The sequence below is a fragment of the Streptomyces sp. TP-A0356 genome (assembly GCF_001417775.1).
GTDB lineage: Bacteria > Actinomycetota > Actinomycetes > Streptomycetales > Streptomycetaceae > Streptomyces.
Genome location: NZ_BBZJ01000026.1, coordinates 97,647 through 118,963, shown reverse-complemented (window position 1 = coordinate 118,963; position 21,317 = coordinate 97,647). Strand labels below are relative to the sequence as shown.

Here is a 21,317-nt window from a genome sequence, read left to right as displayed (position 1 = left end):
TCAGCCCTCGGGGTCGCCGAGGCCCGCGGGGACCTCGGTCTCCTTGTCCTGCACGTAGCGAAGGACCCCCCACATGCTGTGCTCGTCAGTGTGTGGGGCGTCGTCCGCGCACGCCTCCAGCTCCTTGCGGAGGGCGGCGGTGTCGATGCCGGACCCGATGAGGACGAGCTGGGTGAGCCGCTGCTCGTCGGCCTTCCATGCCTCCGGATAGAACCGCAGGAACCGGCCCACGGCGTGCACGGCATACCGATTGCGCGGATCGGCGGCGCCGAAGTCGACGTATCCCTTGATCCGGTAGAGGCCCTCCGGCCTGCCGTCGAGGAACTCCAGCAGCCGACGCGGGTTCATGGGCACGGTGGACCGGAAGGAGAGGCTGTCGTATCCGGCGTGCAGATGGACGTGAGAGCTGCCATGCCCATGCCCGTCGCATCCGTGGGATCGATGTCCGTCGGATCGATGTCCGTCCGATCCGCATCCGACGGACTCACATCCGTCGGCCCCGCGCCCGTCCGGCCCGTGCCCGTCGGCCCCGCGCCCGTCCGGCCCGTGCTCGTCGGGCCCGTGCCCGTCCCGCCCGTGCCCGTCCCGCCCGTGCCCGTCCGGCCCGTCGTGCCGGTGGAGGTCGTCGAAGGACAGCTGCCCGATGCGCTCCTCGGCCGGCCGGCAGTCGAAGAGGAACTCGGGATCGATACGCCCGTGGACGGCCGGGACGACGGCGGCACCGTCGGTGAGCGAGCCGACAAGCCGAAGGACCCGCTCGGTGTCGCCCGCCCGGTCGGTCTTGTTGACGACGACGAGATCCGCGAGGGCCAGATGGCGGTCGAGCTCCGGGTGCTTCGCACGGGTGGCGTCGAACTCCACCGCGTCGACGACCTCGACGAGTCCGCCGTAGACGACGCGCGGCTGCTCGCTGGCCAGCACCATGCGGACGAGTTCCTGGGGCTCGGCGAGCCCGCTGGCCTCGATGACGATGACATCGATGCCCGCGGAGGGCTGGGCGAGGCGGTCGAGATAGAGGTCGAGCTCACTGGCGTCGACGGCGCAGCACAGACATCCGTTGCCGAGGGAGACCGTGGAGTCCCCGAGCGCGCCGGCGACCGCCATGGCGTCGATCTCGATGGCACCGAAGTCGTTGACGATGGCACCGATACGGCTGCCGCCGCTGTGGTGGAGAAGGTGGTTGAGCAGGGTCGTCTTGCCGGAACCCAGGAATCCGGCCAGTACGACGACCGGGATCTGCTGCGGACTCGACGACTGGCTCACCGTGCGCCCCTTCTCACACCGATGCGTACGCCGGATCGCGCTCCGGCGGGCGTACGAGGACGGCTCATGGACCGGCTCTCACCGGAACGGGTCGGCTCTCGTACGAGAATTGAATGCCGCCCCAGGATACGAGTAGGGGCAAACCCCGTGGAGTCAACGATTGTTTGCGGCGCTTGGGGGGCACACGTTGGGCATGGCGCCGGTAAACGTGACCCGCACTTCCCTCCGTGCGCCTCCTCTCCGCCTCCCTGCCGATCAGAGCCGCTCGGCACCCTGGGAGACGGCAAGCGCGCCGCCGATCGCTCGCCGGTCTCCTTCAGTCGACCCGCACCAAGACGACCGGGGGACGGTCGCCTGATTCGGGGGTTGACATGGTCACACAGAGGCTAGGGATACGGGTGTGGGGTTCCGCCGCCATGGCGGGGCTCGCGTTCGCGGCGGGAGCCCTGACGGTGCTGGCCACACAGCACCGACGGCGGACGGACCCGCCCCGGCAGGCCGCGGAGGCGGAGGATGCCGACAGCTTCCGGGCATATCACAGGCTTCAGCTGAGCCTCCTGGGCAAGGCACTCGAGGATCCCGAGCTCGCCGCCGTCGTGAGCACCATCGAGGCGGCTTCCCCCACACGGCGGCGCCAGTACCTCTTCGCCAACGCGTGGTACGCCAACGCCCTGTTCGCATACCGGGCGGGCGTCGTGAATCTGGAGGAACTGCACGGCCATCTTCGCGTGCTGGTCCGGAACGTCGTCTTCCGCGAATACTGGGACGCCACCCGGCACCACCGCGCCAGCCTCAAGGCCGAATCCATGGAGGCCCGGGTCGGCGCGACGATGGACGCGCTCATCCACGATCTGGATGAAGCGGACTCCGAGGAGTGGTGGGTCGTGGGTGAACCTCCCCCCGAGGAGGACCCACCCCAGGGCCAGCGTTGAGGCGGCGCGGAACTCGTCAACACGCCGCCGGTAACCGCCACTTGGCCTACAGGCGGACGTCTGCACTTCTGTCACGTTAGGCTACCCTGTCCCCCGTTTTCAGTTCTTGAAACCACAGGATCGGGGTTCCCTTGAAAATCGTGCGTCGCATCGGTGTCTCTCCACGCGAACGTGGAAGCATGACCGCTGAAACCTGCCCGGACATCTTCGAACTCAGTGACGGCAATTTCGCCGTCATCGGAACTGAGGCCACCGCGACGCTCGAAGGCGAACTTCCTCCTGACGCCGCGCGCGCGGACTACGAACGCATCGTCATCGTCAGCCGGGAGACCCTTGTCCGGGCGAAGGCCGACATTCCCGACCAGTAGCGGCCGTCGCGGCATCGCCCGCCCGCCACTGTCCGCCTCCCCAGAGGTCCACCCTCTTGGCCACCCCGTTGAGGACCACCACCTCCGGACGGCGAGCCGAGCCCCAACCACCCCCGGGCATCGCTCGCACTGAACTGAAGAGGTCCGACACCAGACCGGTGCCGGACCTCACGCGCGTCTCAGGCCACCGCCGGCACCGCCGGCACACCACGCCGGCATGGAACTCCACGTTCGTGTGGAGTTCGCGGCCGGGCTTCAGCTCGGCCAGGATGGCCTCCACACGGCTGGACACCTCCGCCGCCCGGGTCATGGATGCCGTGGTCGCCATGAACGCCTGCCACCGGCGGCGGCGCGAGGTTCCCCGGCAGGTCGCCCGCCTCCCCGGCGGATCTACGTACCGCCGACTCGCCCAACTGCCGTGTCAGTGCCCGGATCTATGCTCGGCCAGGCAGACAGAGGTCGACGAACGGGACGTAGAGGACGCCGATGGGGGACGTACGGCGCACACAGCTGATCGGAAGGTCCTCGGAGCTCTCCCGGGTCGACGCCGTCCTCGCCGGCCTGGGTCGGCCCGGCGCGGCCACAGTCGTCGACATCACCGGGGAACCGGGCATCGGCAAGAGCCGGTCGTTGAGTGAGACATGCGCGCGGGCGCGTGCGGCCGGGTCTCGCTCCTGGAAGAGGTACCGGCCGTGGCACCGGCCCTGGCGGCGGCCCGGGACATCGTGGCCACGACGGCCCGCCACGCGCCCGCGCACGCCAATGTCGACCCGGCCCCCGCGGTCCTCACGGCCTCCTCCGGGATGTCCTCCTCGGCGGGCGAGACCGTCTTCGCCGTCCCGCGCACGGCGGGCGTGCGGCGAGGGCTGAGAGGCACGGCTGGGTAGTGCGGAGGCGCACGCGCCCCAAATGGGGGCCCCACGCGCAGGGCCGGAAGTCGCCGTCGACCAAGTCAGGTTAGGCTCACCTCTGTGAGTACGTGCACGACCGCGTCCCAGGACCTCGACGAGCCCCTCGCGGGGACCGCGGCGACCGCGAGGACATGGCTGCTCCTTGAGCAGCCCGGCCCTTGGGGTGCCAAGGCGCTCACATCGAGCCATCTGGACCCGACGCTCGGTCGCGCCCTCGAAGCGGCCGTGGAGGGCACCGGCGTGCGGATCGCGCTGATCCGCCGCCCCGGCCGACACGCCGACTGCGGCGCGCCCGCCGTGCGGCAGGTGTACGCGGGCCACACCGTTCCCGGGAACGTATGGCTCCACGCCGCCACCACGTGCGAACCCGAGCAGTTGCTCGACCTGGACTTCGCGGCGCTCGGCAGGGGCGATCCCCGCACCTTCGACTCGGTCCTCCAGGGTCGGCGCCACACGGGCGACCCACTTGCTCTCGTCTGCACCAACGGAAAGCGGGATCGCTGCTGCGCCCTCCTCGGCCGCCCCCTCGCGGCCGAACTGACCGCCTCCGGAGTAGACGGGGTCTGGGAGGTCACCCATCTGGGCGGCCACCGCTTCTCGCCCACGGTGCTCGTCCTGCCGTTCGGATACGCGTACGGGCGGGCGCCGGCCCCGCACGTCAAAGAGGTCCTGCGGGGAGTGCGTGACGGGCGCGTCGTGGTCGAGGGATGCCGCGGCAGCTCCGCCTGGGAACGCCCCGCACAGGCCGCGGAGCTCGCCGTGCGCACGGCGGCCCACGAGTACGCCGCGGACGCGCTGACCGTCGTCCGGACGGACGGCACCGCGCCGCGCTGGGAGGTCACCGTCGCCCACACCGACGGCCGTCTGTGGCGCGTGATGGTGGCACGGGGCGCCTCCCTGCCGCCCCGCCCGGAGAGCTGCGGCTCGGCGCTCGGTTCCCCGGCGCGGATGGACGTGGTGTCGGTGCGGGAGTTGCTCACCGCGGTCGTCGCCGACCCCGCGCACTGCTGAGGCGCAAGCCCTGCGCGGCGGAGCACGGACGCCGGGTCACAGCGCCCGCGGACGCCCCACGGACGATCCACGCCGACCCCCTACGGCTGGGCGCGCCCGTCCCCGTACCGTCGTACGCATGAGCCCATCTCCCCCTGTGCGGCGACTGCGCCTCGGTCTGCCGCGGCGGATGTTCTCGCAGCTTCTGCTGATGCAGGTGGCCGTCGCCGCGGGCGTCGCCGTGCTCGCCACCGGGCTGTTCCTGGCACCGCTCAGCCATCTGCTGGACGATCAGGCGATGCGCCAGGCCCTCGCGATCGCGCAGACCACGGCGGCCCAGCCACAGATCGCCGAGGATCTGCAGTCGACGCGGCCGTCGCCCGACGGGCCCGTGCAGGCGCAGGCGGAGCGCATCCGCAAGGCCAGCAGGGCCGAGTACGTCGTGGTGATGGACATGCGGAAGGTGCGCTGGTCGCACCGGGATCCCTCGCAGATCGGCAAGGTCGTCTCGACCGATCCGACCGAGGCCCTGGCCGGCAACGAGGTCATGGAGATCGACAGCGGCACCCTGGGCCGCTCGGCCCGTGGCAAGGTGCCGCTGCGGGATGAGGACGACAGGATCATCGGCGCGGTCTCCGTCGGCATCGAGTACGACAGCGTGCGGTCCCGGCTGATCCACGCGATACCGGAGCTGTTCGCGTACGCGGGTGCCGCCCTGGCGATCGGCGCGCTGGCCGCGTATCTGATCTCGCGCCGGGTCCAGCGGCAGACTCGCGACCTGGCGTTCTCCGACATCTCGGCGTTGCTCGACGAGCGTGAGGCGATGCTGCACGGCATCAGGGAGGGCGTCGTCGCCCTGGACCGGGGCGGCCGGGTGCGCCTGCTCAACGACGAGGCGCGGCGCCTGCTGGGCATCGGTGACGAAGCCGTCGGCCAGTCCCTCGACACGGCACTCGGCGACGGCCGTACGACCGATGTGCTGGCCGGACGCGTCACCGGCACCGATCTGCTCACCGTGCGCGGTCAGCGCGTCCTCGTCGCCAACCGTATGCCGACCGACGACGGCGGAGCCGTCGCCACCCTGCGCGACCGCACCGAGCTGGAGCAACTGGGCCGAGAACTCGACTCCACGCGCGGCCTGATCGACGCCCTGCGCGCCCAGGACCACGAGCACGCCAACCGCATGCACACGCTGCTGGGACTGCTCGAACTGGAGATGTACGAGGACGCGGTGGAGTTCGTCGGCGAGGTGGTCGGCGATCACCGGACCACCGCGGAACAGGTCACCGAGAAGATCCACGATCCGCTGCTGGCGGCCCTGTTGGTGGGCAAGGCCACGGTCGCCGCCGAGCGGGGCGTGGCCCTGTGGATCGCGGACAGGACGCTGCTGCCGAACCGGTTGATCGACCCTCGGGGGCTGGTCACGATCGTCGGCAACCTGGTCGACAACGCCCTGGACGCCGTCGCCGGCACGCCGCACGCGCGCGTGGAGGTCGAACTGCGCGCCGAGGGCCGTACGGCGGTCCTCCGGGTGCGCGACACGGGGCCCGGAATCCCCGCCGAACGGCGCGAGTTGATCTTCACGGACGGATGGTCGACCAAGGAGCCCCCGGCCTACGGCAAGCGCGGAATCGGCCTCTCCCTGGTGCGGCGCCTCGCCGAACGCCAAGGGGGCAGCGCCCGCGTGGGCGAGGCGGAGGGCGGGGGCGCGGAGTTCACCGTCGTTCTGCCGGAGGCCCTCGAAGAAGCCGGCCTGACGCCGGGGCCCGCTGCTGGAGGCCGCGGCGTTCTCGCCCCGATGCGGGAGGCACCGGCGCCCCGGACGCCCACCCTGGACACACCTGTTCCGTTCTCCGAGGAGGAGTCGCGATGACCCGGCGGATCGAAGTACTGATCGTGGACGACGACACCCGGGTGGCACGGGTCAACGCCGCGTACGTGGCGAAGGTGGCCGGCTTCCATGTGGCCGGCGAGGCGCACACCGCGGCCGACGCGCTGCACCAGATGGAGCTGCTGCCGCATCTGGACCTGGTGCTGATGGACCACTGTCTGCCCGACGACACGGGGCTCTCGGTCGTGCAGGAGATGCGCCGGCGCGGTCATCAGACCGATGTGATCATGGTGACGGCGGCCCGTGACATCCAGACCGTGCAGGCGGCGATGCGGCACGGCGCACTCCAGTACCTGGTGAAGCCGTTCGCCTTCGCGGGCCTGCGCGCCAAGCTGGAGGCGTACGCGGAACTGCGCCGCACGCTCGACGACGGCGGCGAGGCCGAACAGGCGGAGGTCGACCGGATCTTCGGCGCCTTGTCGGTGGGTTCGCAGCCGGGGCTGCCCAAGGGCCACTCCCCCGCCACGACGGAGCTCGTACGCCGCGCCCTGGTGAGCGCCGAGGGGCCGCTGTCCGCCCAGGAGATCGCCGAGCGGACCGGGCTGAGCCGCCAGACCGCACAGCGCTATCTGAAGCTCCTGGAGCGCACGGGACGGGCCACGCTCACCCTCAAGTACGGCGACGCGGGCCGCCCCGAGCATCGCTACGTCTGGGCGACCCGCACCTGACGGCACGGCCGGTGGGCTCAGCCCGCGGCCTTCTTCACGAACTCCGTCGTGTAGGTCTTGCCGAGGTCGATGGTGGCGTTCCGGATGTTGGGGTTGAACGCCTTGAGGACCTTCTCGACCGTCTCGGGGCCGTCCGCAGGCATCACGCCGTCCTTGGTGAACATCGGCAGCGTGCTCTTGATGGCGCTCGCGTAGAGCGTGTTGTCGCCCTGGGAGTAGTCGGCGGGCATCTTGGCGGCGATCTCGTCCGCGGAGTGCGAGGACATCCACTTCAGGGTCTTCACGAAGGCGTTGGCCAGCTTCTGGACCGTGGCCTTGTGGCTGTTGACCCAGTCGGTCTGCATATAGAGGCTGGACGACGGGTAAGGGCCGCCGAGCGCGGCCTGCGACCCCTGCGGCGTCCGCATGTCGATGAGCACCTTGCCGAGGTTCTTCTGCAGGACCGTGGCGACGGTCGGATCCGTGGTCATACCGCCGTCGATGGAACCCTTCTGGAGGGCGGAGACGAACGTCGGGCCGGCGCCCACGGCGACCGGACTGAACTCGCTGACCTGCACCCCGTTCTTGACGGCGAGGTACTTGGTGAGGAAGTCGGTGGAGGAACCGAGTCCGGTGACGCCCAGCTTCCTGCCCTTGAAGTCCTTGGGCGACGTGATGTCCTTCGCGCGCTTGTCGGAGACGATCTCGACCTCGCCGGGCGCGTGCGAGAACTGCACCACGGACTCGACGTGCTTGCCCTTGGTCTGCAGGTCGAGGGTGTGGTCGTAGAAGCCGACGGCCCCCTGGACCTGGCCGGAGACGAGCGCGGTCTCGGCCTGAACGCCGGCCGGCTCGCTCAGCAGTTCCACGTCGAGGCCCTCCGCGTCGAAGTGGCCGAGCCGCTGGGTGAGCATGGCGGGCAGGTAGATGACCTTGTCGAGGCCACCCACCATGATCTTGACCTTCTCGCCCTTGCCGTCGCCCTTGCTGCCGGCGGAGGACGCGGTGGAGGCGGCGTCGTTGGCGCAGGCGGTGAGCGAGGTGAGGGCGAGCAGGCCGGCCGCGGCGACGGCGGCGAATCCGGCGGAGGTGCGCATGGGGTTCACGTCCTTGTGAGTGGGCTGTGCGGGAGTGTGAGTGGGCTGTGCGGGAGGAGGAAGAGGTGCCTCGAGCGGCGTGCGCGGGAGCCGTGGATCACGTCCCCCAGGGGGCGGTCAGTGTCCGGAGTCCGACGGCTTCCAGCGGAAGATGCGGCGCTCGGCGAAGGTGAGCAGTCCCTCGGCCACCAGCGCGACGACCGCGAGGATGACCATCGCGGCGTACACGCCGGCCGCGTTGAAGGTGCCCTGGGACTGGGCGACGAGCAGGCCGATGCCCTGGGTGGCGCCGATGTACTCACCGACGATGGCACCGATGAGGGCGAAGCCGAAGCTGACGTGGAGGCTGGTGAAGATCCACGAGGTGGCCGACGGGATGACGACCTGAAGTGTCACGCGCCGGTTGCTCGCGCCCAGGATGCGGGCATTGGCGACCAGGTTGCGGTCGACCTCGCGGGCGCCCTGGAAGGCGTTGAAGAAGACCGGGAAGAAGACCAGGACGACGGCCGACGCCACCTTGGAGGACGGCCCGAGCCCGAACCAGATCACGAAGATCGGGGCGAGGACGATCCTGGGTATGGAGTTGAGCACCTTGATGTAGGGGCCGAGGACATCGGCGAGGAAGGCGATCCGCCCGAGCGCGATGCCGAAGAGCACACCGGCCACCACGCCGATGACCCAGCCGAGCAGCGCCTCGTGGAGCGTGACCCAGATCTGCTCGCCGAGTGAGCCGAGCGCGGTGCCATGGGTGACCCAGGTGTGGATCTGGTCCCAGATCTTCGACGGCATGGAGAAGTTGAACGGGTCGATGGCCTCGGCCCGCGACAGCCACTCCCAGAGGCCGAGCACGGCGACCAGCAGCAGCACACGGGCCAGCAGGACGACGATCCTGCGTCTGCGGGCGGCACGCGCGCGTGAGTGGGCGCGGTCGGGCTTGGACATGCCGACCGGAGCCGGTGCGGAGATGACCTCAGGCGACATGGGCGGCACTCCTCTCGCGCGTGATGCGGACCTCTTCGCCCAGCGACTCCCAGATCTCGCGGTAGATCTCGATGAACCGCGGCTGCAGCCGCACCGACTCGACCTTGCGCGGCCGCGGCAGGTCGATGTCGAAGACGTGCTTCACGGTCGCGGGTCCGGCGGTCATCACGACGACCTTGTCGGCCAGCGCGATCGACTCCTCGAGGTCGTGGGTGACGAAGACGACCGAGGCGCCAGTGCCCTCCCACAGCTCCAGCAGTTCGTCCGACATCAGGGCCCTCGTCTGTACGTCGAGCGCCGAGAACGGCTCGTCCATCAGCAGGATCTCGGGGTCGTTGACGAAGGTGGCCGCGAGGGCGACGCGCTTGCGCTGGCCGCCGGACAGCTGGTGGGGGTAACGGTCCTCGAAGGCGGCGAGCCCGACCCGGGCGAGCCACTCGCGCGCCTTCTGCCTGGCCTCCGCCTTGGGTAGGCCGCGGAAGCGCGGGCCCGCCATGACATTGGACAGGACCGTGCGCCAGGGGAAGGTGGCGTCCTGCTGGAAGACGAAACCGACCTTGTTCCCGACTCCCGCGACCGGCTCGCCGGCCACCAGGACCTCGCCCTCGGTGGGCTCCTCCAGGCCGCTGACCAGGGTCAGGGTCGTCGACTTCCCGCATCCCGTGGGCCCGACGACGGCGACGAACTCACCGCGCCCCACGGCCAGATCGAGGCCTCTGACGGCCGTGTGCAAACCGCCTGACGGGGTCCGGAAGGTCTTGCTCGCGCCCCGCAGCTCGATGGCGGGGCTGGTGTCTGCGCTCATGGCCCCGGACCGTAGATGCGGCGCGGGCCACGGCAGCAGTCTTCTGGGCGCAACCCTTCGTTCTGCTTTCAAGAGTCTGTTGTGCTCGTTTTGCTCGCGCTACAAAAACGGAGCCGAAACACGGGCTTAACGCTCGCCCGGCCTGGAGGGAGAGAGGCCCGATGATTGACGTCCTGGTGGTGGACGACGACTTCCGTGTCGCCGAGATCAACGCCAAGTACGTGGGAAAGGTTCCCGGCTTCCGGGTCGCCGCCCGCGCGCACAGCGCGGCCCAGGCACTGGCCGCGGTCGAGCGCGACCCGGTCGACCTGGTGCTGCTCGACCACTACCTGCCGGACCAGACGGGCCTCGAACTGGTCCACCGCATGCGTGAACGCGGCCACGGCACCGATGTCATCATGATCACGGCGGCCGGTGACGTGGCGACCGTCCAGGCCGCGATGCGTCTGGGCGCCCTGCACTACCTGGTCAAACCCTTCACGTTCGCGGCCCTGCGTACCCGCCTCGACTCGTACGCCGCCCTGCGCCGCACCGTCGACCGGGTGGGCGGCCGGGGCGTGGCGGGCCAGGAGCAGGTCGACCGGATCTTCGGCGCCCTGCGCACCGCGCCCGCGGTCTCCTCGCCCCGGCTGCCCAGCGGCCAGTCGGAGCCGACGACGGATCTCATCTGCGGGGTACTGCACCGGGCCGAGCACCCGTTGTCGGCGCACGAGGTGGCCGCGAGGACGGGACTCAGCCGTTCCACCGCCCAGCGCTATCTGCGCCATCTGGAACAGGCGGGGCGGCTGCGGCTCTCCCTCAGATACGGCGACACGGGACGGCCCGAGCACCGGTATGCGTGGGTGGCGCCGTAGGGACGTGGCGCGGCTCGTGGCAGACCCGTGGCTCCGGGCCTCCCGGCGGTTGCGTACGTCGTCGGGGCACCCGGCGGCATCAGACGGCTCCGGCGCCCGTCAGCGACCGCACCTCGGTCTCCGCATGCTTGGCCTCGTCGGCCGGTTCCGCCGAGGTGACCGTGCCGAGCCAGCCCGCGAGGAAGCCCAGCGGGATGGAGACGATGCCCGGGTTCTGCAACGGGAAGTACTGGAAGTCGATGGCGGGGAAGAGGGATTCGGGGCTCCCCGAGACGACCGGGGACAGCAGCACGAGCCCCAGTGCGGGCACCAGGCCGCCGTATACGGCCCACACGGCGCCACGCGTCGTGAAACTGCGCCAGAAGAGCGCGTACATCAGCACCGGCAGGTTCGCGGACGCGGAGACCGCGAACGCGAGCCCCACCAGGAACGCCACGTTGAGGTCGCGGGCCAGCAGCCCGAGCGCGATCGCGACCACGCCGATACCGACGGCGGCGGCCCGCGCCACCGCCACCTCACCGCGCGGCTTGGCGCGCCGGCGCCGCAGTGACGCGTACAGGTCGTGGGCGACGGCGGCCGAGGAGGCGAGGGTGATTCCGGCGACGACCGCGAGGATCGTGGCGAAGGCGACCGCGGCGACCATGGCGAACAGGACCGTTCCTCCAGTGGAGTCCGCACCGCCGCCCAGGTTCAGCGCCAGCAGCGGAACCGCCGTGTTCCCGGCCGCGTTCGACTCCCGTACGGCGTCCGGTCCGACGGCGGCGGCCGCGCCGAAACCCAGCACGATCGCCATCAGATAGAAGCCGCCGATGAGCCCGACCGACCAGACGACCGAGCGGCGGGCGGCGCGCGCGGTCGGCACCGTGTAGAAGCGGGACAGGATGTGCGGCAGCCCGGCCGTTCCCAGCACCAGCGCCAGGCCGAGGCTGATGAAGTCGATCCGCGCGGTCCAGTTCCCGCCGTACTTCAGACCGGGCGCGAGGAACGCCTCACCGTGCCCACTGCGCTGCGCCGCGGTCCACAGCAACGCGTTGACGTCCCCGTGGAAGCGCACCAGCACGAGGACGGTCAACGCCACCGTGCCGCCGAGCAGAAGGACGGCCTTGACGATCTGGATCCAGGTGGTGGCCCGCATTCCGCCCATGGACACATAGATCACCATCAGCGCGCCGACGACGATCACCGTCCAGGCGCGCGCCGACGTGCTCGTGCCTCCGAACAACAGCGCCACGAGGCTGCCCGCTCCCACCATCTGCGCCACCAGGTAGAGCACGGACACGGTCACCGAGGACGCACCCGCGGCGATCCGCACCGGTCGCTCGCTCATCCGCGCCGCGACGACGTCCGCCAACGTGAACCGTCCGCAGTTGCGCACCAGTTCGGCGACGAAGAACAACACCAAGAGCCAGGCGACCAGGAAGCCCACGACATACAGCAGCCCGTCGTACCCGAAGAGCGCGATGAGCCCGGTGACGCCCAGGAAGGAGGCCGCCGACATGTAGTCGCCCGCGATGGCAAAACCATTCTCCATCGGTGAGAACAGCCGCCCGCCCGCATAGAACTCCTCTGCGGACCCATGACGGTGGCGACTGACCCAGGTCGTGATCGCCAGCGTGATCGCGACGAAGGCGCCGAACAGCAGCAGCGCCGGCGCCTGATGGTGTCCGCTCACCGCTCTCCACCCCCGACGCCCCGTGTCAACTCCTGGGTGTCCCACCGCAGATCGAGCGCGGCCCGGTCCCTGCGCAACCGGGCGTTCCGCGCGTACGCCCAGGTGAGCAGGAACGTCGTCACGAACTGCCCGAGCCCGGCCAGCATCGCCACGTTCACGGCTCCCGCCACCGGCCGTGCCATCAGCCCGGGTGCCGTCTGCGCGGTCACCACATAGCCCACGTACCAGGTGAGGAAGATCGCGAGCCCCGGAACCACGAACCTCCGGTAACGGCTGCGCACCTCCCGGAACGCCGCGCTGCGCTGCACCTCCAGATAGACGTCGGCCACACGGGCGGCCCCCGCCCCTTCCCGGCGCGCTGGTGGCACGGCCGAAGCGGGGGCGCCCGTCCCGTCCAGTTCATCCCACCCGGAGGCCAGCGCGTCGTACCAGGGGTCGTCGTACTTCATGTGTCCGGTCGCCGCCTCGGCCGCGGATGCCGGGTCAGGGCCCTCGTACATCTCGACCGGACTCTCGGGACCGCTCCCGCCTCTGCGGGAACGGCCATTGCTTGACTTCATGCCCAAGGATGGACAGAACGGGAAGATCCCCGACTCTTCTTCTCCGTGCTCTTCACCCCATCAGGTGACTCACCGCGAGGGCGGCCGCACCAAACCCTCGGCGTACGCGTAACGAACCGCCTGGGCACGGTCCTTGAGTCCCGTCTTGGCGAAGAGGTTGTTGATATGAGTCTTCACGGTGGCCGTGGAGACATGCAGTCTGCGGGCGATCTCCTGGTTGGTCAGTCCCTCGGCGATCAGTACGAGCACCTCCGTCTCCCGTGCCGTGAGCCCGTCCGGCGCCTCCACGGCCGGGACCCGCTCCCTCTCCGGTTCCGACAACCGCTCCAGCAGCCGTCGTTGGATGCTCGGCGAGAGTCCCGCGTCCCCGGACAGCACGCTCCGCACGGCCCGCACGATCTCGTCGCCGCCGGCGTCCTTGGTCAGATAGCCGCGCGCCCCCGCTCTCAGCGCCGGGAAGAGCGACTCGTCGTCCGCGAAGGTGGTGAGCACGACGACCTGGGTGCCGGGGTGCCCGGTACGGATGCGCCGCGTCGCCTCGACGCCGTCGCAGCGGGGCATGCGCAGGTCCATGAGCACCACGTCCGGGGCGAGTTCGGCGACGAGCTTCACCGCCTCATCCCCGTCCCCGGCGGCGCCGACGACCTCGATTCCCGGAAGCAGCCCGAGCAGCATCACGATGCCCTCGCGCACCACCGTCTGGTCGTCCGCCACGACGACCCGGGCAGGCTTCCCGTTCTCCTCCTCCGTCATACGGGCACCCTCAATGTCACCACGAATCCCTCCTCGCCCGGCCCCGCCTCCAGCGAGCCCCCCAGCAGCTCGGCACGCTCCCGCATGCCCAGGAGACCGTACCCGGCCCCCACCCCGGCCAGCTCGCCCGGCGATCCGCCCGAGTCCCTCACGTCCAGCGTCACTTGGTGCTCGGCGTACTCCAGCCGTATGTGCACCTTGGCGCCCCGGGCGTGCTTGCGGACGTTCGTCAGAGCCTCCTGCGCCACCCTGCGCACCGCCTGCGAGGCCTCGGCGGGCAGCGGCCTGCGCTCACCCGACACGGAGACATCCGCGCCGTCCGCCGTGGCCATGAGCTCTCTCAGGAAGTCCTCGACCGGGGAGATCTCACCGCGCAGCGCGGAGAGCGCCTGCCGGGTCTCGGCGAGTCCCTCCCGGGCCATACCCCGGGCAGCCACGACCCGTTCGAGGATCTTCTCCCGATCGGCTCCCCCCTCGATCAGCAGCCGGGCCGCCTCGAGATGCACGAGCTGCGCCGAGAGGCTGTGCGCCAGCACGTCGTGGATCTCCCGGGCGATCCGGGTCCGCTCCGCCAGGGCCGCCGACTCCGCCTCAGCCGCCCGTGCGGCCCTCTCCTGGGTGAGCAACCGCAAGGCGTTGCCGCGCATCTCGGCGTCCAGGCGCACCACATAGCCGGCGAGGGAGATCCCGGCGGCGGTGGCCAGCGGGGACAGCCAGTCGTCGTTGTTGACCACGGCAAACGCCCCCATCCCGACACTCGCGGCGGGTACCGCGGCGACGAGTGGCAGCCGCTCCATGGCGCCTACGGCGCATCCGCACCACAGCACGATCGCCGGGACGCGGTCCCCCATGGCGTACGCCGCCAGCCCCGCCCCCAGGAGCGCCCCGAGCAACGTGACCGAGGGCAGCAGCCGATGGTGCAGCGTCGTCCGGCAGAAGGCCCACGCCGCCACTCCGCAGAACAGGACTCCGACAGCGGCCGCGGCGATGCCCCACGCGTGCAGGCGCCCGTTGGTGAAGGCCGTCCACAGGAGCAGGCCGAGGGCGGTGAGCCGTGTGGTCCGGGCGAGCGCGCGCCGGGCAGCGGAGTCCCCGACGCGGGACAGTGCCTCGCGGGAGGGCCAGCGAGTCCACGCGTTCTCCGTCACACGGGCTCCTTCCAGGCGGGCTGGGGGACGCGGTCACCGTACGCCGAGCTCCGGGCGTCCGTGGGGGTCGCGGGCCCCGATCGCCAGACCAGGATTCCGCTGTGGACCAGCAGGGTGGCGGCGAGGGCGAGGAACAGGGCGGAGCTGTCCTGGTGCACGCCGAGCACGGCGCCGAGGCCGAAGAGACCGGCACGCAGGGCTATGCCCACGATCCACACGGCGATGCCGGCCTTGGTGGTCCGGCTCCAGACCGTACCGTCCGGCTCGGTCCATATCCGGGTGGTCCAGGCCCAGCCGGCTCCGGTCGCCACTCCGATGAGCAACTCGGCCGCGAGCAGGACGGCGGACTGAATCCGATGGTCAGGGCCAAGGAGGTCGGGCTCGCGCAGGGCCAGGAAGACCAGCACGGCGGGCACCAGCCACCAGCGCCGGTCCGCCGTGATGCGGCGGGCGCCGAATTGACGCACGACGATCAGGACGACTGCGGCGGTGATCAGCAGGGCATTGGCCGGCCCGGGCATCGTGGCCTCCGTGACGAGGAAGAGCGGACGCCGACAGCGGGTGCCGTCGACACCTTCGAAGCTACGGAAGTCCCCAGGTCAGCAGATCGGAGCCGGGGTGGATCCCGGGTGGATCCATGACCCGGGTGCATCTCCACCCAGGGGTGGAGCACCCGTCGGGCGACACCACCTGCCTCACCTCAGGCAGGGTTCACGGCAGCCCCACCCTGCGCGGACCCAGGGGCCCGGCAGGCCGGTCAGGCCCGGCAGCCCGTAAGGCCCAGGCATGCGCGGCGAGGACCGCGGCCGGCGGCCACCGGACCGCCGGTCCTGGCCGAACGGGCGCACCACCCGGGCAGCGGCTACGCGTCGATGCGCGACCGGTCCAGGGTCGCCGCCGAGCCGGAGATGAACTCCTTGCGCGGCGCCACGTCGTTGCCCATCAACAGGTCGAAGACCTGCTCGGCGGCCTCCAGGTCGGAGAGGTTGATCCGGCGCAGGGTGCGGTGGCGCGGGTCCATCGTCGTCTCGGCCAGCTGGTCGGCGTCCATCTCGCCGAGACCCTTGTAGCGCTGGATGGAGTCCTTGTACCGGATCCCCTTGCTCTGGAACTCCAGGAGCTTGTCGCGCAGCTCGCGGTCCGAGTAGGTGTAGACGTACTTGTCCTGGCCCTTCTTCGGCTGGACGATCTCGATGCGGTGCAGCGGCGGCACCGCGGCGAAGACCCGGCCCGCCTCGACCATGGGCCGCATGTAGCGGTGGAACAGCGTCAGGAGCAGGGTGCGGATGTGGGAGCCGTCCACATCGGCATCGGTCATCATGATGATCTTGCCGTACCGGGCCGCGTCGATGTCGAAGGTCCGGCCGGATCCAGCTCCTATGACCTGGATGATCGCGCCGCACTCGGCGTTCTTGAGCATGTCCGTCACGGAGGACTTCTGGACGTTCAGGATCTTGCCGCGGATCGGCAGCAGCGCCTGGAACTCGGAGTTCCGGGCGAGCTTCGCCGTCCCGAGCGCGGAGTCACCCTCCACGATGAACAGTTCGCTGCGGTCGACGTCGTCGCTGCGGCAGTCGGCGAGCTTGGCCGGCAGCGAGGAGGACTCCAGGGCCGTCTTCCGGCGCTGTGCGTCCTTGTGCTGACGGGCGGCGATACGCGTGCGGGCCGCGGCGACGGCCTTCTCCAGGACCACGCGGGCCTGCTGGGCGGCGTCACGCTTGGTGGAGGTCAGGAACGCCTTGAGCTCCTTGGAGACCACGTTGTTCACGATGCGGCGGGCCGCCGAGGTGCCGAGGACCTCCTTGGTCTGGCCCTCGAACTGCGGCTCGGCCAGGCGCACGGTGACGACCGTGGTGAGCCCCTCCAGGGCGTCGTCCTTGACGATGTCGTCCTCTGCGACGCGCAGCATCTTCTTGGCGCGCAGCACCTCGTTCATCGTCTTGGTGACGGCCTGCTCGAAGCCGGCGACATGGGTGCCCCCCTTGGGGGTGGCGATGATGTTGACGAACGACCTGAGCGTCGTGTCGTAACCCGTCCCCCAGCGCAGTGCGACGTCGACGCCCAGTTCCCGGGTGACCTCGGTGGGGGTCATCTGGCCGTGGTCGTCGAGGACGGGGACCGTCTCCTTGAAGGTGCCCTGTCCGGAGAAGCGGAGGACGTCGCACACCGGCTTGTCCGTCGCGAGGTACTCGCAGAACTCGCTGATGCCGCCATCGAAGCGGAAGGACTCCTCCCCCTTGCTGCCGCCCTCACCGAGCCCGTACTCGTCGCGGACGACGATGGTCAGACCGGGCACCAGGAACGCGGTCTGGCGGGCGCGCTGGTGCAGTGTCTCCAGGGAGAGCTTGGCGTCCTTGAGGAAGATCTGGCGGTCGGCCCAGTAACGCACGCGCGTGCCCGTGCGAGTCTTGGGGATCTTCTTGGTCTTGCGCAGGCCGCCCTTCGCCTCGAACTTCGCGTCCGGGCCGTCGCCGGCGAAGACACCCGGCACGCCGCGCCGGAAGCTGATCGCGTGCGTGTGACCGTTGCGGTCGACCTCGACGTCCAGGCGCGCGGAGAGCGCGTTCACCACGGACGCGCCGACACCGTGGAGACCGCCGGAGGCGGCGTACGAGCCGCCGCCGAACTTGCCGCCCGCGTGCAGCTTGGTCATGACGACCTCGACTCCGGAGAGCCGGGTCTTGGGCTCCACGTCGACCGGGATGCCGCGGCCGTTGTCCCGTACCTCCACCGAGCCGTCGTCGTGGAGGATCACCTCGATGTGATCGCAGTAGCCGCCGAGGGCCTCGTCGACGGAGTTGTCGATGATCTCCCAGAGGCAGTGCATCAGGCCCCGGCTGTCGGTGGACCCGATGTACATACCGGGGCGCTTGCGCACGGCCTCGAGGCCTTCGAGGACGAGCAGGTGCCGCGCGGTGTAGTTGGAACCATCCCGGTCTGCTCCGGTCAGCAGCGCTGTGGACGGCACGGACGTCTCGGCGGTCACGCGGTTCGCTCCTCGCTGAATTTCTCAAGGGGCCCTTTGGGGGAAGGGTCGGCTTCAGTCGCCGCTCCGAGGGTACCGAGGCCTGGTAGAGCCGTTGTAACGCCACCCTCGACTGAAACTCAGCCTAGTCCAGTGTCGCACGAGCGTTCGATCCCCAAGGTAGGGTGAAGTACATATCACGTTCCCTTCGAGGCATGAACCATTTAGGCTCCGGGCACGTCCTCTTGCACAACCGGCAACCTGCCGGGGAGGACCGGACAACCGACAGACAGCGCGAACCCGTACGACACGAAGACGTAATACGGCACATTCGCCGCCAACCGGCAGCAGACAGCCGGACCGAAAGAAATTTCGGGGAAGAGCCGCGAGCGGGAACGTTTTCGGCCTGGTTGGATGTTGACCCTGGTACGACAGCTCGTCGAGCTAGAGAAGAGGCGACGTGACTACTGTTCTGACCCCCGCGAGCCCGCTGACGGCCGCTGACCGCTGCGACCGTTGCGGCGCCCAGGCGTATCTGCGCGTCGTCCTCCTGAGCGGCGGAGAACTGCTCTTCTGCGCCCACCACGGCCGCAAGTTCGAGCCGGAACTCAAGAAGATCGCCGCTGAGATACAGGACGAGACGGAGCGGCTCACGTCGGCTCCGGAGAGCGCGTCCGACGAGGAACGCTGACACTCGCGTCACGACGAGCCTGCACCGGCGCCGAGGCCGGTGAACGGGCGGCCACCCCTCACAGGGAGTGGCCGCCCGTACTCGTACGACGCGTCCGGCCAGGCGCCCTCATGGCGCAGGCCACCCGTGCGCCCAGGTGGGTGCACGGCGGCCCGCACTCAGTGCGGACGGGTCCCTCGCACGCGCGGAGCGCACGGAGGTCCGCATGCTCAGTGCGCACGGCGGTCCGCGCAGGGCCCGTACTTCAGCACTCGCCCGAAGGGCTCCAGCAGGCGGTAGCGATCCTCAGTGACCGCCGTTCAGCGTTCTGACGACCTCCGAGATCCGCGTGTAGACCCCCGGGTTCCCTGGCTCCCCGCAGCCGTTCCCCCACGACACCAGGCCGATCAGGCGCCCCTTGGCGACGAGCGGTCCCCCGCTGTCCCCCTGGCAGGCGTCTCGTCCGCCTTCGGGCACCCCGGCGCACAGCATGGAAGCGGCCAGATACTTGCCGTCCACACCACCCGGATACGCCCGCGCACAGGTACCGTCCGACATCACCTGCAGGTTCGCGCCGCGCAGACTGCGTGCGTAGTCGGCATCCCCTGTGGCGTCACCCCAGCCGTAGACGGTCGCGGCCGTGCCCGGCACATAGGCCGTATCGCCGGCCGCCGCCATGGGGATCACGGAACTCGCGGGCAGCGGGGAGCCGAGGGTGAGCACGGCGAAGTCCCCGGCGTTCGTGGCACCGTCGTACGCGGGATTCACCCAGGTGGTGGTCACCGGGACCTCCTTGCCCTGGCTGGATGTCAGGTCGGTACGGTCCGCGATCACCTTCAGGTCCCCCACCTGCCCCGGCGGCGCTCCCAGGACCGCCGCACTCATACAGTGAGCCGCGGTCAGCACCGTGGAGCGATCGACCACCACTCCGCCGCAGAACTGCCCCGCCCGGGTACCTCCGAACCGGTCACGGCTGGAGAGGGCGACCGTCCACGGGCTCTGCGAGATGTCGACCGGAAAGCCTCCGATGACAACGCTGTCTGCCGTCGCGGCGGCGGGGTACGCCAGCGGTATCAGGGCCGCTGCGGCTCCAATGGCAAGGGCTCGGGCGAAGGGGCGACGCATCTTCACTCCTCACTGTGGGGCGGTCGTAGGACACCCACAGTGATCCAGTTCGCAGCATCGCGCACACGCAAAGGGCCGACTCCCACGGGAGTCGGCCCCTGGAGGACGAATGGCCGAGGCCTAGTCGAGGTAGTCGCGCAGCACCTGGGAGCGCGACGGGTGACGCAGCTTCGACATCGTCTTCGACTCGATCTGGCGGATGCGCTCGCGGGTGACGCCGTACACCTTGCCGATCTCGTCGAGGGTCTTCGGCTGACCGTCGGTGAGACCGAAGCGCATGGAGACGACGCCCGCCTCACGCTCGGACAGGGTGTCGAGCACGGAGTGCAGCTGCTCCTGGAGGAGCGTGAAGCTGACCGCGTCGGCCGGGACGACGGCCTCGGAGTCCTCGATGAGGTCACCGAACTCGCTGTCGCCGTCCTCGCCCAGCGGGGTGTGCAGCGAGATTGGCTCGCGTCCGTACTTCTGGACCTCGATGACCTTCTCCGGGGTCATGTCGAGCTCCTTGGCCAGCTCCTCCGGGGTGGGCTCGCGGCCCAGGTCCTGGAGCATCTGGCGCTGCACGCGCGCGAGCTTGTTGATGACCTCGACCATGTGCACCGGGATACGGATGGTGCGGGCCTGGTCGGCCATGGCCCGGGTGATGGCCTGACGGATCCACCAAGTGGCGTACGTGGAGAACTTGTAGCCCTTGGTGTAGTCGAACTTCTCGACCGCGCGGATCAGACCGAGGTTGCCCTCCTGGATGAGGTCCAGGAAGAGCATGCCGCGGCCGGTGTAGCGCTTGGCCAGGGAGACCACCAGACGGAGGTTGGCCTCCAGGAGGTGGTTCTTGGCGCGGCGGCCGTCCTCGGCGATGATCTCCAGCTCGCGCTTGAGTTTGGGGGCGAGCTTGTCGGCGTTGGCGAGCTTGTCCTCGGCGAACAGACCCGCCTCGATGCGCTTGGCGAGCTCGACCTCCTGCTCGGCGTTGAGCAGGGGGACCTTGCCGATCTGCTTGAGGTAGTCCTTGACCGGGTCGGCGGTTGCGCCGGCCGCGGCGACCTGCTGCGCGGGCGCGTCGTCCTCGTCCTCGTCGGAGAGCACGAAGCCGGCGTTCTCGGTGCCCTCGGGCTCCTCGGTGCCCTTGCCGGGGGTCTCTTCGAGAACCTCCTCCTCGAGCAGCTCGACGTCGTCCTTCTTGGCGCTCGTCTTCTTGGCCGCCGTCTTCTTGGCGACGGCCTTCTTCGCGACCGTCTTCTTGGCGGCCGTCTTCTTGGCAGCGGCCTTCTTGACGGGCGCGTCCTCAGCCGGGTCGTCGGCGACCGGCACCTCCGCAGCGGCGGGGGCGGTGGCCTTCTTGGTCGTCACCGCCTTCGCCGCTACGGTCTTGGTGGCGGTGCGCTTCGCCGGACTCTTCGCTGCGACGCTCTTTCGGGTGCGCTTTGGCTCTGCGGCACTGACCATCAGCGTCACACCCTCTTCCTCGAGGATCTGGTTGAGGCTGCGCAGTACGTTCTTCCACTGAGTGGCCGGAATCTGGTCAGCTTCGAAGGCCCGACGCACATCGTCGCCGGCGATCTGCCCCTCAGCCTTTCCCCGCTCAATGAGAGCCATGACAGAGACGGACTCGGCGATCTCCGGCGGGAGCGTACGGGATGTGCTGGCCGACACGAACAACCTCTCGGAACGTTGGAAAACGGCTT

The 21,317-nt window shown here is 69.9% G+C and carries 19 protein-coding genes and 2 pseudogenes; 8 read left to right on the top strand and 13 right to left on the bottom strand.

The window, feature by feature from the left end; translation table 11 throughout:
- The gene (locus tag ASC56_RS42185) at nucleotides 1-1,263 is read right to left on the bottom strand and encodes a GTP-binding protein (RefSeq protein WP_055494369.1); all 1,263 of its coding nucleotides are present in this window, start codon (nucleotides 1,261-1,263) and stop codon (nucleotides 1-3) included.
- 371 nt (nucleotides 1,264-1,634) lie between these two features.
- Between ASC56_RS42185 and ASC56_RS28090 the strand changes: the two genes are divergently transcribed.
- Both ASC56_RS28090 and ASC56_RS28085 read left to right on the top strand, forming a co-directional pair.
- Complete coding sequence (locus ASC56_RS28090; RefSeq protein ID WP_055494368.1) at nucleotides 1,635-2,195, top strand: DUF6082 family protein; 561 nt, start codon at nucleotides 1,635-1,637, stop codon at nucleotides 2,193-2,195.
- A 131-nt stretch (nucleotides 2,196-2,326) separates the two neighbouring features.
- On the top strand, nucleotides 2,327-2,563 hold the full coding sequence (locus ASC56_RS28085) for a hypothetical protein (protein WP_079102746.1): 237 nt from the start codon (nucleotides 2,327-2,329) through the stop codon (nucleotides 2,561-2,563).
- Here the strand turns inward: ASC56_RS28085 and ASC56_RS42180 are convergent.
- Nucleotides 2,514-2,864, bottom strand: a pseudogene (locus tag ASC56_RS42180) (hypothetical protein); the annotation flags it as partial. The gene ASC56_RS28085 and the pseudogene ASC56_RS42180 overlap by 50 nt on opposite strands.
- A 367-nt stretch (nucleotides 2,865-3,231) precedes the next feature.
- Here ASC56_RS42180 and ASC56_RS28080 point away from each other — a divergent pair.
- The 4 genes and pseudogenes from ASC56_RS28080 to ASC56_RS28065 all read left to right on the top strand — a co-directional run.
- Nucleotides 3,232-3,417, top strand: a pseudogene (locus tag ASC56_RS28080) (citrate synthase); the annotation flags it as partial.
- Nucleotides 3,418-3,534: 117 nt separating this feature from the next.
- Entirely contained in the window at nucleotides 3,535-4,485 is a 951-nt protein-coding gene (locus ASC56_RS28075) for a sucrase ferredoxin (protein WP_055494365.1), read from the top strand.
- 118 nt (nucleotides 4,486-4,603) lie between these two features.
- Complete coding sequence (locus ASC56_RS28070) at nucleotides 4,604-6,337, top strand: sensor histidine kinase (protein ID WP_055494364.1); 1,734 nt, start codon at nucleotides 4,604-4,606, stop codon at nucleotides 6,335-6,337.
- Nucleotides 6,334-7,023: a response regulator gene (locus ASC56_RS28065; protein ID WP_055494363.1), complete on the top strand. Its 690-nt coding sequence runs from the start codon at nucleotides 6,334-6,336 to the stop codon at nucleotides 7,021-7,023. Before ASC56_RS28070 ends, ASC56_RS28065 begins: the two co-directional genes overlap by 4 nt.
- 17 nt (nucleotides 7,024-7,040) lie before the next feature.
- Here the strand turns inward: ASC56_RS28065 and ASC56_RS28060 are convergent, their stop codons facing one another.
- The 3 genes from ASC56_RS28060 to ASC56_RS28050 form a co-directional block, all read right to left on the bottom strand.
- On the bottom strand, nucleotides 7,041-8,099 hold the full coding sequence (locus ASC56_RS28060) for an ABC transporter substrate-binding protein (protein ID WP_055494362.1): 1,059 nt from the start codon (nucleotides 8,097-8,099) through the stop codon (nucleotides 7,041-7,043).
- A 117-nt stretch (nucleotides 8,100-8,216) separates the two neighbouring features.
- Entirely contained in the window at nucleotides 8,217-9,080 is an 864-nt protein-coding gene (locus ASC56_RS28055) for an ABC transporter permease (RefSeq protein ID WP_055494361.1), read from the bottom strand.
- Nucleotides 9,070-9,885, bottom strand: coding sequence for an ABC transporter ATP-binding protein (locus ASC56_RS28050; protein ID WP_055494360.1), 816 nt, complete (start codon nucleotides 9,883-9,885; stop codon nucleotides 9,070-9,072). Before ASC56_RS28050 ends, ASC56_RS28055 begins: the two co-directional genes overlap by 11 nt.
- Before the next feature lie 161 nt (nucleotides 9,886-10,046).
- Between ASC56_RS28050 and ASC56_RS28045 the strand changes: the two genes are divergently transcribed.
- On the top strand, nucleotides 10,047-10,739 hold the full coding sequence (locus ASC56_RS28045; RefSeq protein WP_055494359.1) for a response regulator: 693 nt from the start codon (nucleotides 10,047-10,049) through the stop codon (nucleotides 10,737-10,739).
- A gap of 79 nt (nucleotides 10,740-10,818) precedes the next feature.
- On the opposite strand, the gene ASC56_RS28040 is transcribed toward ASC56_RS28045, so the two are convergent.
- The 6 genes from ASC56_RS28040 to ASC56_RS28015 form a co-directional block, all read right to left on the bottom strand.
- Entirely contained in the window at nucleotides 10,819-12,411 is a 1,593-nt protein-coding gene (locus ASC56_RS28040) for a cation acetate symporter (RefSeq protein WP_055494358.1), read from the bottom strand.
- Nucleotides 12,408-12,911 carry a DUF485 domain-containing protein gene (locus ASC56_RS28035; RefSeq protein WP_234377091.1) on the bottom strand — a complete coding sequence of 168 codons (504 nt, stop codon included), beginning with the start codon at nucleotides 12,909-12,911 and terminating at the stop codon, nucleotides 12,408-12,410. Before ASC56_RS28035 ends, ASC56_RS28040 begins: the two co-directional genes overlap by 4 nt.
- Before the next feature lie 129 nt (nucleotides 12,912-13,040).
- Nucleotides 13,041-13,724, bottom strand: a complete 684-nt coding sequence (locus ASC56_RS28030; protein ID WP_055494357.1) for a response regulator transcription factor — start codon at nucleotides 13,722-13,724, stop codon at nucleotides 13,041-13,043.
- On the bottom strand, nucleotides 13,721-14,872 hold the full coding sequence (locus ASC56_RS28025) for a sensor histidine kinase (RefSeq protein ID WP_055494356.1): 1,152 nt from the start codon (nucleotides 14,870-14,872) through the stop codon (nucleotides 13,721-13,723). The genes ASC56_RS28030 and ASC56_RS28025 overlap by 4 nt, the downstream gene beginning before the upstream one ends.
- Nucleotides 14,869-15,393, bottom strand: coding sequence for a DUF1453 family protein (locus ASC56_RS28020; RefSeq protein WP_055494355.1), 525 nt, complete (start codon nucleotides 15,391-15,393; stop codon nucleotides 14,869-14,871). The genes ASC56_RS28025 and ASC56_RS28020 overlap by 4 nt, the downstream gene beginning before the upstream one ends.
- Before the next feature lie 341 nt (nucleotides 15,394-15,734).
- Nucleotides 15,735-17,858 (bottom strand): type IIA DNA topoisomerase subunit B, encoded by a 2,124-nt coding sequence (locus tag ASC56_RS28015; protein WP_055494354.1) that lies wholly within the window; start codon nucleotides 17,856-17,858, stop codon nucleotides 15,735-15,737.
- A 439-nt stretch (nucleotides 17,859-18,297) separates the two neighbouring features.
- Here ASC56_RS28015 and ASC56_RS28010 point away from each other — a divergent pair, with 439 nt between their 5' ends.
- Nucleotides 18,298-18,528, top strand: coding sequence for a hypothetical protein (locus ASC56_RS28010; protein ID WP_055494353.1), 231 nt, complete (start codon nucleotides 18,298-18,300; stop codon nucleotides 18,526-18,528).
- A 285-nt stretch (nucleotides 18,529-18,813) separates the two neighbouring features.
- Here the strand turns inward: ASC56_RS28010 and ASC56_RS28005 are convergent, their stop codons facing one another.
- Together ASC56_RS28005 and ASC56_RS28000 are read right to left on the bottom strand one after the other, a co-directional pair.
- Entirely contained in the window at nucleotides 18,814-19,632 is an 819-nt protein-coding gene (locus tag ASC56_RS28005) for a trypsin-like serine protease (RefSeq protein WP_055494352.1), read from the bottom strand.
- Between the two features lie 120 nt (nucleotides 19,633-19,752).
- A complete protein-coding gene (locus ASC56_RS28000) occupies nucleotides 19,753-21,285 on the bottom strand; it encodes an RNA polymerase sigma factor (RefSeq protein ID WP_055494428.1) in 1,533 nt (510 codons plus the stop codon).
- Nucleotides 21,286-21,317: the final 32 nt, after the last annotated feature.

What these genes read in the sequence shown, in the direction of transcription:
- ASC56_RS28070 (WP_055494364.1), top strand. Translation starts at nt 4,604, where the DNA reads ATGAGCCCATCTCCCCCTGTGCGGCGACTGCGCCTCGGTCTGCCGCGG.
- ASC56_RS28050 (WP_055494360.1), bottom strand. Translation starts at nt 9,885, where the DNA reads ATGAGCGCAGACACCAGCCCCGCCATCGAGCTGCGGGGCGCGAGCAAG.
- ASC56_RS28005 (WP_055494352.1), bottom strand. Translation starts at nt 19,632, where the DNA reads ATGCGTCGCCCCTTCGCCCGAGCCCTTGCCATTGGAGCCGCAGCGGCC.
- ASC56_RS28045 (WP_055494359.1), top strand. Translation starts at nt 10,047, where the DNA reads ATGATTGACGTCCTGGTGGTGGACGACGACTTCCGTGTCGCCGAGATC.
- ASC56_RS28020 (WP_055494355.1), bottom strand. Translation starts at nt 15,393, where the DNA reads ATGCCCGGGCCGGCCAATGCCCTGCTGATCACCGCCGCAGTCGTCCTG.
- ASC56_RS28060 (WP_055494362.1), bottom strand. Translation starts at nt 8,099, where the DNA reads ATGCGCACCTCCGCCGGATTCGCCGCCGTCGCCGCGGCCGGCCTGCTC.
- ASC56_RS28090 (WP_055494368.1), top strand. Translation starts at nt 1,635, where the DNA reads ATGGTCACACAGAGGCTAGGGATACGGGTGTGGGGTTCCGCCGCCATG.
- ASC56_RS28055 (WP_055494361.1), bottom strand. Translation starts at nt 9,080, where the DNA reads ATGTCGCCTGAGGTCATCTCCGCACCGGCTCCGGTCGGCATGTCCAAG.
- ASC56_RS28065 (WP_055494363.1), top strand. Translation starts at nt 6,334, where the DNA reads ATGACCCGGCGGATCGAAGTACTGATCGTGGACGACGACACCCGGGTG.
- ASC56_RS28035 (WP_234377091.1), bottom strand. Translation starts at nt 12,911, where the DNA reads ATGTACGAGGGCCCTGACCCGGCATCCGCGGCCGAGGCGGCGACCGGA.
- ASC56_RS28030 (WP_055494357.1), bottom strand. Translation starts at nt 13,724, where the DNA reads ATGACGGAGGAGGAGAACGGGAAGCCTGCCCGGGTCGTCGTGGCGGAC.